The sequence below is a fragment of the Pelovirga terrestris genome (genome assembly GCF_014773365.1).
Classification (GTDB): domain Bacteria; phylum Desulfobacterota; class Desulfuromonadia; order Desulfuromonadales; family Geopsychrobacteraceae; genus Pelovirga; species Pelovirga terrestris.
On record NZ_JACWUN010000002.1, the window covers coordinates 1 to 13,747 of the forward strand.

The 13,747-nt window shown below is 53.7% G+C and carries 9 protein-coding genes, 2 tRNA genes and 2 pseudogenes; 7 read left to right on the top strand and 6 right to left on the bottom strand.

Annotation, left to right across the window (positions count from 1 at the left end; translation table 11 throughout):
• Nucleotides 1–275: 275 nt before the first annotated feature.
• The 3 genes and pseudogenes from ICT70_RS15220 to ICT70_RS01585 all read left to right on the top strand — a co-directional run.
• Nucleotides 276–944 (top strand): annotated as a pseudogene (locus ICT70_RS15220) (DUF1186 domain-containing protein); the annotation flags it as partial.
• Between the two features lie 111 nt (nt 945–1,055).
• Nucleotides 1,056–1,157 (top strand): annotated as a pseudogene (locus ICT70_RS15225) (SEC-C metal-binding domain-containing protein); the annotation flags it as partial.
• 930 nt (nt 1,158–2,087) lie between these two features.
• Nucleotides 2,088–2,588 (top strand): GFA family protein, encoded by a 501-nt coding sequence (locus ICT70_RS01585; RefSeq protein ID WP_191153641.1) that lies wholly within the window; start codon nt 2,088–2,090, stop codon nt 2,586–2,588.
• A gap of 407 nt (nt 2,589–2,995) precedes the next feature.
• On the opposite strand, the gene ICT70_RS01595 is transcribed toward ICT70_RS01585, so the two are convergent.
• From ICT70_RS01595 to ICT70_RS01615, 5 genes are all read right to left on the bottom strand, one after another.
• A complete protein-coding gene (locus tag ICT70_RS01595) occupies nt 2,996–3,589 on the bottom strand; it encodes a MarC family protein (RefSeq protein ID WP_191153642.1) in 594 nt (197 codons plus the stop codon).
• Between the two features lie 393 nt (nt 3,590–3,982).
• Nucleotides 3,983–4,067, bottom strand: a tRNA-Leu gene (locus ICT70_RS01600).
• A 35-nt stretch (nt 4,068–4,102) separates the two neighbouring features.
• The gene (locus ICT70_RS01605) at nt 4,103–4,936 is read right to left on the bottom strand and encodes an aminotransferase class IV (RefSeq protein WP_191153643.1); all 834 of its coding nucleotides are present in this window, start codon (nt 4,934–4,936) and stop codon (nt 4,103–4,105) included.
• 3 nt (nt 4,937–4,939) lie between these two features.
• Nucleotides 4,940–6,301: an anthranilate synthase component I family protein gene (locus ICT70_RS01610; RefSeq protein WP_191153644.1), complete on the bottom strand. Its 1,362-nt coding sequence runs from the start codon at nt 6,299–6,301 to the stop codon at nt 4,940–4,942.
• Nucleotides 6,302–6,378: 77 nt separating this feature from the next.
• Nucleotides 6,379–6,454, bottom strand: a tRNA-Ala gene (locus tag ICT70_RS01615).
• Between the two features lie 202 nt (nt 6,455–6,656).
• Here ICT70_RS01615 and selA point away from each other — a divergent pair.
• From selA to ICT70_RS01635, 4 genes are all read left to right on the top strand, one after another.
• Nucleotides 6,657–8,078, top strand: coding sequence for an L-seryl-tRNA(Sec) selenium transferase (selA, locus tag ICT70_RS01620; protein ID WP_191153645.1), 1,422 nt, complete (start codon nt 6,657–6,659; stop codon nt 8,076–8,078).
• Nucleotides 8,072–9,985, top strand: coding sequence for a selenocysteine-specific translation elongation factor (gene selB / locus ICT70_RS01625; RefSeq protein ID WP_337906518.1), 1,914 nt, complete (start codon nt 8,072–8,074; stop codon nt 9,983–9,985). Before selA ends, selB begins: the two co-directional genes overlap by 7 nt.
• 134 nt (nt 9,986–10,119) lie before the next feature.
• Nucleotides 10,120–11,157, top strand: coding sequence for a selenide, water dikinase SelD (gene selD / locus ICT70_RS01630; RefSeq protein WP_191153646.1), 1,038 nt, complete (start codon nt 10,120–10,122; stop codon nt 11,155–11,157).
• On the top strand, nt 11,157–11,321 hold the full coding sequence (locus ICT70_RS01635) for a Sec-independent protein translocase family protein (protein WP_191153647.1): 165 nt from the start codon (nt 11,157–11,159) through the stop codon (nt 11,319–11,321). Before selD ends, ICT70_RS01635 begins: the two co-directional genes overlap by 1 nt.
• A gap of 34 nt (nt 11,322–11,355) precedes the next feature.
• Here the strand turns inward: ICT70_RS01635 and ICT70_RS01640 are convergent, their stop codons facing one another.
• On the bottom strand, nt 11,356–13,509 hold the full coding sequence (locus ICT70_RS01640) for a 3'-5' exonuclease (protein WP_191153648.1): 2,154 nt from the start codon (nt 13,507–13,509) through the stop codon (nt 11,356–11,358).
• Nucleotides 13,510–13,747 lie beyond the last annotated feature (238 nt).

Sequence of the window (13,747 nt, forward strand, 5' to 3'; positions counted from 1 at the left end):
AAGGCCGATTTTTTCTAAATCCGACATTTTTCACCCTGACGTAACGTAAAAACAGGGTATAGGCAGGAAAAAATATCTTAAAAAAGACGTCGCGACCATCTATGCTTTTTCAGGTGGTGGATTTGGGCTACGGAGGACGAATTGCAACCTAATGAGCCAAATGATACCCTTATTAATCACGCCTCTGATGGAAAAACCCGTCTTGATGTCCAGCTGGACCGCGAGACTGTCTGGCTGTCCCAACCGCAATTGTCAGCAAGTATGGAGTTTTTAATATGACCCTGGATCAAGCACTGAATGCCCTGAAGCCCTTTTCCCCGAAAGTCCCAAGAGATGCGCTGAATTTCATCCGCAATAACTGGCATGAAGCTGAGCCGGTTTTGCTGGCGGAGCTGGATCGGTGCATAGATCAACCCCCATTGGACAAAGAACGGACAGCACTGTTTTTATATTCACTATTTCTGTGTGCAGAAAGGCAAAGTGACGCAGCTTTTGAACGTTATGTCAGGATTCTCCGTCTGCCAAACCTGATACTAAGTGACCTGCTTGGGGACATCCTGACTGAAAACATGAAGGAGATGCTGGCGCGCACCTGCGCCGGGCGGATCAACGAGATCAAATCCCTCATTGAGGATGAAACCCTTTATGAATTCGCCCGCTGCGCGTCTTTACAGGCACTCTATGTTCTGGTGGGGACAGGGGGTGTCGAATTAAATGAGATGAAGCGCTATTGTCTCGATTTGCTGGAACACAGATTGGAACACAGGCCCTCCTATGTCTGGGATGACACCGTCTCACTTGCGGAGGACCTGGGTCTCCACGAAGCGCTACCCTGGATTGAGCGTGCCTATCAGCGGGGGTGGGCTCATCCGGGCTCTCAAACCCTTGAAGAGGTTAAAACTGGATTGAATCGTTCTGTTGTGGAAAAACAGTTGACCCGCATTAAGGACAAATCAGAGTCTTTTAAGGCCGAGGGTGAGATGTCCTTTTTTGTCCAAAATTGGGATAAGCAGAACGATCATCCCGATCCTGATTCTGTGGAGCTGTTGCGGGAGCCACGCGCGGCACGCCTGAAAAAATCCTTACCGAAAGCCGTTAAGATCGGTCGTAACGAGCCCTGTCCCTGCGGGAGTGGAAAAAAATACAAGAAATGTTGTATTGATCAGCAGAATCAAGCACTTATAGAAGCTACCTCGGTATCTGCCGAGGGGTTGGAACTAGCCGATGAATGGCTTGCTGCCGGGTATTATTACCAGGATCAGCATTGGCCGCATCGCGCCCTGGACTGCTGGTGGAATGCCTGGCAGACAGCTCAAGATTTTCTTCCCGAGGGCGTTGATGATCCTGGAAGCAGAGAATATGAAGGGCTGTTTGCAAACTGTGATTTCTTCAGTAACTGGTTGCAGGACTATCAAAGCCTGATCGAAGAAAATCTGCATCACAATCTTTTTGCTGTTAAAAATGGCCTGCAATTTTGTCGGCAGGTTATTGAACGCTTCCCGGCCATGAATCCGGTCTTGCAGAATAATTTACACGAGAGCATATTTTATCTTCTGTTGGTGCTTGGCAAATCGGACGAAGCTTTTTCACACATCCAGGAATTCATTAAACAACATCCAGATACCGCACAGGGGTATGCGATTCTGTCGAGCGCATTGAGTTTTGACAGTCAACGCTTCAATCTTCGCCCTGATTTTCAACGGGCACAGCAGTTGCTGGTACAAGCACTCGAAAATGCCACGGATTGTGAAGGGTGGGATATCGAGATGCGGTTGGCAGATTTGACAGAAGAGCTTGCTGCCGTTCAGGATATTCATTCCTTGGGCTTTGAGAAGAACTTCCGGCAATGCAAGCATATTTAAATCAGACGTCTCTGACGACACGTCTGGCGCTTTATCCGCTGGAGTGTGGGAATGACGAGAGCACAAGATAGGAATATTCGGTAGACCCACGGTGGTGTCGACTGGCAGAGGGTCAAGCCGGTACTGAAGGAATACTTTGATGAACGGTTTTATGTCATCAGCATGTGAATAGAGCTACCGAAAAATTGAATCCATCGGGACTGCATTCATAGAGAGGGTTACATCATGTTTTCAGACACCCACCCCCTCGGAACTGCGTACGCATCCCTTGACGATACGACCTTTGTTCCCCTGTTCCGGGCAGCGTGTTTTTGCGGCAGGGTTCGCTACGAGGTGAGCGCTGAGCCGGTGGATGCCAAACTCTGCCATTGCAAAGCCTGTCAAACCCTGCATGGGGCGCCGATGCAATGGGCTGCTCTCTTTCACAAACAGCATGTACGCTTCACCGCCGGGACAGATCTGTTACGCTTTTACTATAGTGATCGGGACCTCATCGCGCGCGTGCTGCCCTGCAAGGTCAGTTGCAGCCACTGCGGAACCCTGATAGCGGATGAGGGGCGCCGGATGTGGCTCGCTTTTCCTGCGCTGTTCGATTTTGGACAGCCGGCCACGATACCGCAAAGTTTCAAACCGACCTGCCATATTTTCTACGGCCAGCGGGTGATCGATATTGATGATGATCTGCCTAAATGGTTGGGACACAAACATCATTCTGCCCGTTGTTGATCCTGTTCGTGCGGACGTTTTTCACAGTGTGTCCAAAAACATTTTATCGTCAAATCTGACGATAAAAGCCTGATGAAGCCTGTAACTCGACAACTTTGACGACCTTTGTGCCTTTGTTTTGTGTATTAATTCGCTTGCTTTGGCGAAAAAAGATTTAATTCTGGGTATTATTCGCCATATGAGCGACAAGATACTTTTGGCAGATATCGGCCATCGTCTGGGCCGCCGGCGCTGGGACCTCACCGGGCGCGTCAGCCCAGTCCGTTCGAGATCGGCAAGCAGGTGGTGGAAAACTACATATGCAATCTCTCGGAGCCCTGGCGCATGACCTTCAATATTGTCGCGCACAACCAGGATGATCATGTCAAGAATATTGCGTTTTTGATGGACAGGAAGGGGCGCTGGTATCAGGCCAAAAAGTTTTTAAGTCCGGTAAAAAAGATCTGGGCGGCAATCGCCGAGACAAAGAGTCCGGTCAGCTTGGTCAGGATGGTCAGGCCCTGTTGGCCGAGAACCTTTTCCAGGCGTCCGGCAATCAAGAGTAATCCTCCCAACACCACAACCGCGCTCAACAGGGCCAGTCCGGCAACAAACTTCTCGCCCAGAGTAACAAGATCAGCTCCCAAAACCAGCATGACCCCGATTGTTCCCGGACCAACGGTGATCGGTATAGCCAGGGGAACAACGGCAACATCTTCCCTTGAGGTTTGTGGTGATACTGTGGCTTTACCTTGAATCATTGAAACAGCAGAGAGAAACAGTACGGCCCCGGCACCAATACGGAAAGCGTCGAGAGTGATGCCGAAGAGGGCAAAAATGTAGGTGCCGAAGAAAAACAGGACAAAGCAGCTGATGGCAACGGCCAGGGAGATTTTGACGGCTATTCTGCGCCGTTCCGCCAGGGAGTCATCCTTGGTCAGGGACAAAAAAGCGGAAATGACGAAAAAAGGAGTAAAAATAAGAAAGACTTTAAGAAAAAGATTAATATACAAAGTTGCCATTCAATAACTCCCAGCCTCTTATCAAGCTGTTACGTGAGACAAGTTCCACTTCCAACTTACCACCGTTTCAGCCAAAACAGTATCTGTTCACAATTGTTCAGCGCCGAAGCCCCAACCCTGTGGCATGGATGAGGCTGGATTGGTGACGTCGGGAACGTTAGGAAAGATCCGGCGAGCGCAGTGGTGTAATGACAATTCTGTTACCACAGGCCGGGCACCGGTAGATTTCACAACCAGTGCAGGCAAAACAGTTGCCGCACAGCCTTTTGAGGCTGTTACGTGGGTGTTTGGCAGAACAGTGCTTGCAGGTGATGGTTTTCATGGGCCGGATGGTTGTTCGCACAAAAGAGAGATAAAAAAGCCCCCAACGAATCGGAGGCTTTTTTAGCAATGTGGTACCGAAGGCCGGAATCGAACCGGCACGGCTCGCGCCATCGGTGTTTGAGACCGACGTGTCTACCAATTCCACCACTTCGGCATGGTTCGACGATTATAGTGAGCAGGATTTGTTTGTCAAGGGTCTATGCGCAGGGAAATACGTTTGTAGATGTCTTTCCATAATCTTCCCCGGTTGATCGACTTACCGTCAATGGTGTTGACCGGAACCAGATCGATCAGGGAGTTGCAGATAAATACCTCAGTTGCCTTGATGGCATCTGCCAAGGGCAGGGAGGATTCACCGCAGAGGATACCAAGTTCACCTGCTGCGTCGATCACCTGGTGGCGCATGATACCGTTCAGTACCAGATTGCCGAGGGGTGGGGTAACAAGCTGGTTGTCGATGATGGCAAAGATGTTGCTGGTTGCTCCTTCGAGCAGGTTGCCGTTGCGATCGAGAAAAAGAGCTTCTTCAACCTCTTGCTGACGGGCATGGTTGCGGGCGTAGAGGCAATCGGCGTAGTTGCCGAGTTTAAGCTGGGGTAGATGAGAAAATGGATTAACGCGTTGGTTGGGGGCAAGACAGCAGTTGAACCCTTGCACGCGGCGAGGTTCATCCATTTCGTTATAAGAAACCGCCGTGAGCAGGAACCATCCTTGCTTGTGGGCAGGGCGTACCAGGCCCTGGTATGACCCCCGGCTTAATGTCAGACGGATGCGAGAAGCCGCAGCCGTCAGGCGCATGGACAATTGTCTTATTGCTGTTGCAATGGCTGAGCGTGGGCAGGGAAACTCAAGCAACTGTGCTGATTGCTCAATCCGATCCAGGTGCTGATCAAGGAGCAGGATCTGCTGTCGGCGCGCCTTGATCGTCTCAAAAAGGCTGTCACCATAGAGAAAAGCACCATCATTGACAGCTACCCGGGCTTCTTCCTGCGAGATGAATTGTCCGTTAAGGCAGGTCAGCATACATCACCTCTCCAGGCTATGGAGCAGGGCAGACAGGGCCTTGCCTTTGTCCAGACACTCCTGCCATTCCCGTTCAGGTACCGAGTCAGCGACAATCCCGGCGCCGGTCTGATAGCTCAGGTGGTTACCAATGCGCTGAAAGCCGCGGATCAGGATGTTTAGATCCGCACTGCCGCAGGCGCTGATGTACCCGGCACTGCCGGTATAGCTGCCACGCCCCATCGGTTCGAGTTCATCAATGATCTCCATACAGCGTTTTTTCGGAACGCCGGTGATGGTGCCGCCGGGAAAGGTTGCCTTGAGCAGGTCAATGGCGGTGCAGTCGGGTCGTAAGGTTGCCCTGACATTGGAGACAATGTGGGTGACATGGGAGTAGCGCTCGAGCACCATCAGTTCATCCACTACCACCGTACCGCCCTGGCAGACCTTGCCCAGGTCGTTGCGTTCCAGATCGAGCAACATGATGTGTTCTGCTCGCTCCTTGGGATGGCCGAGAAGCTCCTTGCCCAGTTGGTGATCTTCCGGTGGAGTAAAACCACGTGGGCGGGTGCCGGCGATAGGGCGGGTCTGGGCGATGCCATCGCGCAGTGACACCAGGCGTTCCGGGGAACTGGAAATGATCTCAACTTCACCAAACTTGAGCAGGCAAGCAAAGGGCGCCGGGTTGATCTGCCGGAGGCGCCGGTAGAGTTCGCCGGCAGATCCGTCCACGACTGCATCAAAACGGCAGGAGAGGTTGACCTGGTAAATATCACCGGCGGCGATGTAGTCCCTGGCGCGCTTAACTATGGCGATGAAATCCTGCTGCGTCATGACCCCTTGAGGTTCCTGACGCAGAGACAAGGGAGTTTCCGGTGGTGGACTGATCTGGGAAAGCAGCACCTGCTCTCGCCAGTGCTGCAGGTCGACACTGTTATCAAGGGTGGCCAGGGTCATCAGCTGCTGGTGATGGTCGTAAACCGCGGTTACATCAACCCAGTTCAGATACAGATCAGCCAGGGGCAGATCACGGGTTGCCTGATAGGGCAAGTCTTCAATTTGTCTGGCCAGGTCATAGCCGAAAAACCCGAAAAAGCCACCGGGGAAGGGGGTTTCAGCAGAGCGTGGGCAGCGGCGTTCTGCCAATATCTGTGCCAGGGTTTTCATGGGTTGATCTGAGCTGCTTTGGCTCCCATCCGGATGCTGCCAGTGCAGTTGATGGTTGGCCAGGGTATATAGCTCTTGCCGGCGCAAGGGGACGATGGAATAACGTCCGGTTTTGGTCAGGGGGTTCAGGGATTCGAGCAAACCGGGGCCGTCCGGTACACAGCTCAGGTAGAGTGCCAGGGGATCGAAGGTTGTCAGGGTAAAGCTGGTTGTCTTCATGGTCGACACAGGATGCGTGGTAGAAATAAAAAAACAAAAAAGGGGTCAGCGTGAAAGCTGACCCCTTTTACTTTTAATGGTGGAGCTACGCGGGATCGAACCGCGGACCTTTTGACTGCCAGTCAAACGCTCTCCCAACTGAGCTACAGCCCCATTTGAAGTGAGCGAGTTATAACAAACCCCGAGTTGACCTGTCAACAGGAAAAAACCGCTTTGCGCTAATGGCAGGCGCTACTGGTCTAGTCATCTGATTAGTGTCGTGTTAGACTCCGCTCGCAAAAAAAAGTGAATAGGTCCCTGTTAGTCGCTGCAGAACACATGCAGGTATTGATGTGATTATTACAAGGGTGAACGCATGAGCGAACGACAAAATCTGTTACGACATCTCCCGGCGGTTGATCGGGTGTTGCGTGAAGCGGAGCTGCAAGCGCTGACTGATCAATTGTCCGCTGATATTCTGGCGGAGGCCGTGCACCAGCACATTGATTATTTGCGTCGGCAGTTGCTTGGCGGCGGGGCATCAGCCGTTGCCGGTGCGGCGCTTGAACCTGCTGCCATCGCCAATGCCGCAGCTGCCTATTGTCGCGATCTGCTCAAGCCCTCCTTGCGTAAAGTGATTAATGCCACCGGGACCCTGCTGCATACCAACCTCGGGCGGGCGCCTCTGGCTCCCCAGGCCTTGCGGGCGATTCATGATGTCGCCAGCGGCTATTCCACCCTCGAAATGGACATGAGCAATGGCAAGCGCGGTGAGCGTTACCGCCATGTTGAGAGGTTGCTGTGTCGCTTGACCGGTGCCGAAGCTGCGCTGGTGGTGAATAATAATGCCGGTGCGGTGCTGTTGGCACTCACCGCCCTGGGTCGTGGTCGCGAAGCAATTGTTTCCCGTGGTGAGCTGGTGGAAATCGGTGGCGCTTTCCGGATTCCCGAGGTGATGGAGGCCGGTGGGGTGCTGTTGCGCGAGGTCGGCAGTACCAACCGTACCCATCGGCGGGATTATGTTCAGGCTATCACGGAACAGACCGCTATTCTGCTCAAGGTTCATACCAGCAATTACCGGATAGTCGGTTTCAGTGGTGAGGTCACTTCCGCCGAACTGGTAGGGCTTGGGCGTGAACATCAGTTGATCGTTATGGAAGATCTCGGCAGCGGCCTGCTCACCGATTTAAGCTCTTATGGCCTGGCCGCTGAACCTACGGTTGGTGACGTTGTGCGCTCCGGGGTGGATGTTGTGACCTTCAGCGGGGACAAGCTGCTGGGTGGACCACAGGCGGGACTGATTGTTGGCCGCAAGGATCTCATCCGCAAGATTGCCAAACATCCACTGGCACGGGCCTTACGTATTGATAAACTGACCCTGGCCGCTCTTGAAACGACCTTGCGGCTTTATCTGCAGCCGTGTCAGGCCGCTAGGGCGGTCCCCGTGTTATCTATGTTTGCTGCCGAGCTTCAACAACAAAAAGGGCGTTGTGAAACTCTACGACAATGTTTGCTGGATGCACCGGTGGCGGCAGAAGTAACCCTGGTGGAAGATGTGGCACGGGTTGGTGGCGGGGCGATGCCCCTGACGGAGCTGGCTGATTGGGCGGTCGCTATCAGGCCTCACCATCTCAGTGTTGCCAAACTTGCGGCGCGTTTGCGCGACTATACGCCAGCGCTGATTGCCCGGATTCGTGATGATGCTCTGCTGGTAAATCTGCGGGCGGTGTTTGCCGCAGAAGATTGTCTGCTGGCCCAATTACTGGTGGCGGCGTTGGTGGGTGAGGAGTCGTGCTGAACCATCAGGGACATTATATCATCGGTACTGCCGGCCATGTTGATCATGGTAAGACGGCGCTGATCCGGGCCTTGACCGGGGTTGAAACCGATCGCCTGAGCGAAGAGAAAAAACGGGGGATTTCCATCGAACTGGGGTTTGCCCGTCTCGATCTCGGTCATGGTCAGATTGCCGGGGTCGTCGATGTGCCCGGTCATGAAAAATTCATCCCGCAGATGCTCAGTGGCATCGCCGGTATCGATCTGGTGCTGTTGGTGGTTGATGCTAACGAAGGGGTGATGCAGCAGACCCGTGAGCATCTGCAGATCATGGAACTGCTGACATTGCAGAATGGCATCCTGGTGATCTCCAAATGTGATCTGGTGGAACCGGACTGGCTTGATATTGTTGAGGAAGAGATTCGTGAGCAGGTGGCTGGTACCTTTTTGGCAGAAGCTCCCTGCTGTCGCGTTTCGGCCCTGGCCGGAGAGGGGCTGGACGCGTTGCTGGAAACCATCCGCCGGCAATTGCGCCGGGTTGAGCCGCGCGACAACAGCGGTGCCGTGCGTTTGCCGGTCGACCGTTGTTTCAGTATCAGTGGTTTTGGTACGGTTGTAACCGGCACCCTGACTAGTGGCACCATTGCAACCGGTGACAATCTTGAAATCCAGCCGGCCGGAGTCACCGCGCGGGTGCGTGAAGCCCAGGTGCATGACCAGCAGGTCAGCCAGGTATTTGCCGGTCAGCGGGTGGCCCTGAATCTGGCCGGGATCAACCGCGAGCAGGTGCCGCGTGGATCGGTGCTGGGCACTCCGGGGTTGTTTCGCGCGACCCAACGCATCGATGTCCAGCTGCAGTTGTTGCCCGAAGTCCCATGGCCACTGAAATTTCGTGACCAGGTTCACTTTCATCTGGGCACCGGACGCAGTGTTGCCCGGGTGGTGCTGCTGGACCGGGAAAAGATGGAGGGTGGCGAGCAAGCTCTGGTCCAGTTGACTCTCGATCAACCGGTTCTGGCGCATCGGGGTGACCGCTTTATTATCCGTTCCTATTCCCCCATGTACACCATCGGCGGTGGTGTCGTCATTGATGCTGAGCCGCAGAAGCACAAACGTTTTCGTCCTGAGGTCACCCAGCGTTTGCAGGAACTGTTGTCCGGAGACCTGGGGTTCTGGCTCCAGAAACTCGATGAACTGCAACTGGCGCGCCTTAAAGAGTTGGAAAAGCAGACCGGGACCGGTCGGGATCAACTGCTGGCGGGGTTGGAAACATTGCGCGAGCAGGGGCGCGTCGAACCGTTGGCCGAGCAGTGGGTGAGCAGTGAACGCTTGCGTAGCTGGAAGCAGCAAGTGCCGGACATCGTCAGTCATTATCACCGTCAACATCCTTTGCGCCATGGCATGCCACGAGCAACGCTGCAGGCACAGCTTTCAGCCAAACTGGCACCCAAGGGTTTTGAGGTCTTGCTGCAATGGGCGTTTGATGAGAAGCTGCTGACACCATGTCGTGATGTGATTGCCACGCCCGGTTGGCAACCACAGTTGCAACCGGAGCAACAACAGATTGTCGCGCGCATTGAAGCCTATTTTCGTTCGACGGGGTTTGACGTCAAGAACAATCAGGAAGTACTGTTGCAGCTGGGCTATGAGGATATCGACGCAGAGGCTTATTTTTCCTTTCTGTATCTGGAAGGCATGTTGGTGCGTTTGAACCAGGAGAGCTCCCTGCACAGGGAGCATTACCGTCAGGCCGAAGAGTTGTTGGCCAAGCATTTTAACCAGCAACCCACCCTGACCCTGGCGCAGTTTCGTGACCAACTCGGCAGTGGTCGTAAGCTGACCCAGGCGTTGCTGGAACTGTTCGACAGCCTGAAATTCACCCGCCGCATTGATGACCATCGGGTGGCCTGGCAGTTGCCTGAAGTGTAGGTTCATGGTAGTGGGTAGTGGGTAGTGGGTAGTGGGTAGTGGGTAGTGGGTAGTGGGTAGTGGGTAGTGGGTAGTGGGTAGTGGGTAGTGGGTAGTGGGTAGTGGGTAGAACTGAAATGATTTAAGGGATGAACATGAGTATTCGACTGACCTCCTTGTCGCGCAGTTCCGGTTGAGCGGCAAAAATAGGTCCTGAGACCCTGACCCAGGTACTGAGTCAGCTCCCCCAGAGTGAACATCCTGCATTACTGTCGCAGGAAATTCCGTTTGCCGATGCGGCTATTTATCGTCTCAGTGAGTCGCTGGCACTGGTGCAATCGGTCGACTTCTTTACTCCGGTCGTTGATGATCCTTATCGTTACGGCCAGATCGCCGCCGCCAACTCCCTTTCGGATATCTACGCCATGGGTGCCAAGCCGTTGACGGCGATGAATGTCGTCTGCTTTCCGATCGGTTGCCTGGACCAGAGCATTCTTGTTCAGATCCTCTGTGGAGGGGCCGAGCGCGTTCATGCGGCCGGGGCAGTGGTGGCAGGTGGTCACTCGATTGAAGATGATGAACCTAAATACGGTTTAAGTGTCACTGGTACGGTTGATCCGGCACGCATGGTGACCACTTGCGGAGCCGGAGTCGGCGATCAGCTGGTGTTAACCAAACCCCTGGGTACCGGCTTGTTAACCACCGCGTTAAAAGGAGAGGTGCTGTCCGAGGTCGATCTTGTTGCTGCGATTGACGGCATGGTGGCACTCAATAAGGATGCTTCTGAAGTAATGGTGGCGGTTGGTGCTTCTGCCGCTACCGATATCACCGGTTTCGGCCTGGTGGGTCATGCCGCCGAAATGGCTGAAGCCAGTCGGGTCGGTTTACGCCTGTTTGCTTCGCGTCTTCCCGCTTATCCTCATGCTCTGGAGATGGCGGAAATCGGGCTGGTGCCCGTCGGTTCGCACCGTAATCAGAAGTTTTATCTGCCGCGCTGCCGCCAACCGCGCCCGCTTGATCCGTTGTTGATTGATCTGTTGTGTGATCCTCAGACCTCTGGCGGTTTACTGTTGGCGCTGGCTCCTGAGAAACTGGATGGGTGTCTTGAGGGCCTGCAGCAGCGTGGAATCATGGCCTGGCATATTGGTGAAGTGATGGACCAACGCGCCGGTTTACTGGAACTGGAGGTCTGATGATTCTGGGCTTGGGGATATGGGAGCTGGTGCTGTTAGGAGGCGTCTTTGTGGCGCTGTTTGGCCTCGGCCGGGTCCCGCAGGTGGCACTGCAGCTGGGGCGTATCCACGGCCTGGTTCAGCGGGTGCGCGGGTTGTTGCGCAATCCTTTCCGGTTTCTCTAGGGTCTTTTTCGCTGGAATACTACAGGATCAACCCTTAATAGGCTACCTTAGCATATTGTGATTGGGCCGAGGCGGCAATGGCGTCCGACAGGGTGTAGATTTCGTGGGCTTCCAACAGCGGGATCAATTTAAGCAGCACCTCAGCGGTAACGATGGAATCGCCCAGGGCGGTGTGCCGACCGACGATAGTGACGTTGAAGCGCTTGGCCAGATCATCGAGGGAGTGATTGCCCTGGTTGGGGTGAATGATCGATGACAGGAGCAGGGTGTCCAGCACCGGGTTGGTCAAGGTGATACCGCTGCGCTCTTCCTGAATCTGCAGAAACCGCATGTCGAATGCAGCATTATGGGCCACCAGAACAGAGTTTTCCGAAAACTTCTGAAAGTGTGGCAATACCTTGTCGATGGTTGGCTGCCCTTTGAGCAGATGGGGCTGGATGCCATGAATGGCGACCGATTCCGCCGGCACCGTACGTTGTGGATCGATCAACTGATCGATGATTTCGCGGTAGAGAATATTGCCATTAACAATCCGGATAGCACCAAGTTGAATAATTTCGTCACCCTGGGTTGGATTAAGCCCGGTGGTTTCGGTATCGAAGACCACATAGGTTAATTTTCGTAACGGGGTCTGCCCCAATTCCTCCCACTCCTCACCACGATTAAACAGATCAAACTCATAGGAAATTGGACGATGTTCGATGTCACTCTGCACCGCCAGGCGACATTCCTGGTCGACCGGTGGCAGGGTGATCAGGATGCCACAGGCTTGTTTTTCATGGTCCAGCAAGATGTCGATGGCGCCCGAGGCCTTTTCAATGGTGTCAGTAAAACTCAGCAATTTACCATTGGTATCGGCGATCAGGGGGGTCTGCTGCCAGTTTGTCAAAAGGCGCGGGTCGGCATGTTGTCCCGGCCAGCTGATGACGATCTCGATCTGCTGTTGTTCATTGATCGTCAAGGTCAGAACAACATCCTTCAAGCTCGAATGTTTGCTGAGTTGGCCGGCTAAATGGGAAAAAGCCTGGACCATGGAATAGCTGTCAATTTCCAGCCATATACCCTGGGGGGCGAGGTTGATAATCTGCAGGTCGAAGCGCTCGGATATATTCTGACTGATAACCTCAAGCAGGTTTTCGGCCAGCACATTTTCGGTTTTGCTTAAGGCATGAAGGTGCAGGGCATAGTTGGCGCGCGCTTCGACCACCTTTTCCTGCAATGCCCTGGAGGCGCGGTCAATCACCCTTCGGTATTCCTGCAGTTGCTCGGGGTCGTGCTGCGGTTTGGCGAGGATGGAGGTGATCGAGCTGCGAATTTCTTCAAGGTCTTTTTGCTGCTCATCGATCAGCGATTGAATCAGTATGTCGCGGCGGCTGTCAGCTTCTATCTGGCGGGTCATGTCTTCAAGGGTGAGAACAAAACCGGAGATGAGGTGCTTTTCTTCCTGCTCAAGGAAAAATGGCGCCATGTTGACCCGCAGGCAGGCCCCGTTGCGCAGCGTCATCATTGAATTATTGATCAGCTTGGAGTGTCCGGTCGCATGGCAGCGGTTGAGCATTTCAAGGCCGTGGGCAATCTGATCGCGGTCGAGGATGCCGAAGATCGAGCGCCCTAGACCGAGGAGCCCTTGCGCGTTCTGCTTGCTGCCGGAGTTGTTGTTGATCAATTCCTGCGCCTGCTGATTGTAAAGGAGAACCTGGCCGTCACCGTTGCACACGATAACGCCATGGGGCAGTTCCGACATGAGAGCGGCGAGGCGAGTCCGCTCCTCGTTGATTGCGGCCTGGGCTGAGGCTACCCGGGCATCGACATTTTTTTGCAGGGCGGCATAGGCATCTGCCGATTGGTTGATGATTTTAGCCAGATATTCAATCTCTTTGGAGGCGGCCTTCAGTTCGATGCGGTGCTCGGGGTTGACCGTGGTGATAATGCGTGAACTTTCTGCCATTTTCAGAATCGGCATGATGTAATCATTAAACAACAGGTTTATCAGGGCCCCGATAATAAACAGAATGGTAATGGAGCCGAGCAAGGGGAAGGGGACCAGTTTGGGCAGCATTTCCTGCAGCGCCAGCTGTTGTGACTCATTAATGCTGGCCCAGGAACCAATCAGGCTGGCGGCCATGATACTGATGACCGCAAAGTAGATGGCAACCAGAAAAATCCAATATTTAAAACTAGGTTTCATAGATAATAAAGCACACCCGGATCAAGAGTAGTTGATGTGGTTCAGGGTGATGTGGCCGCGGTTGAAGTACGTTTTAAATAATTCAAAAAAACCGGGTTGATCTTATAGAAACGCGGTTTCCGTGCACGTGGCAATGAAACCCAAGTTATTTATCGTGAAATATAAGATAAATGAACGTAGATGGCAAACGTTGTTAGTGCAAAAGTTCACATTGCCGATAAAAAAACCAGGCCGCACC

What these genes read in the sequence shown, in the direction of transcription:
- ICT70_RS01635 (WP_191153647.1), top strand. Translation starts at nt 11,157, where the DNA reads ATGATTCTGGGCTTGGGGATATGGGAGCTGGTGCTGTTAGGAGGCGTC.
- ICT70_RS01605 (WP_191153643.1), bottom strand. Translation starts at nt 4,936, where the DNA reads ATGCTGACCTGCCTTAACGGACAATTCATCTCGCAGGAAGAAGCCCGG.
- ICT70_RS01610 (WP_191153644.1), bottom strand. Translation starts at nt 6,301, where the DNA reads ATGAAGACAACCAGCTTTACCCTGACAACCTTCGATCCCCTGGCACTC.
- ICT70_RS01595 (WP_191153642.1), bottom strand. Translation starts at nt 3,589, where the DNA reads ATGGCAACTTTGTATATTAATCTTTTTCTTAAAGTCTTTCTTATTTTT.
- ICT70_RS01585 (WP_191153641.1), top strand. Translation starts at nt 2,088, where the DNA reads ATGTTTTCAGACACCCACCCCCTCGGAACTGCGTACGCATCCCTTGAC.
- selA (WP_191153645.1), top strand. Translation starts at nt 6,657, where the DNA reads ATGAGCGAACGACAAAATCTGTTACGACATCTCCCGGCGGTTGATCGG.
- ICT70_RS01640 (WP_191153648.1), bottom strand. Translation starts at nt 13,509, where the DNA reads ATGAAACCTAGTTTTAAATATTGGATTTTTCTGGTTGCCATCTACTTT.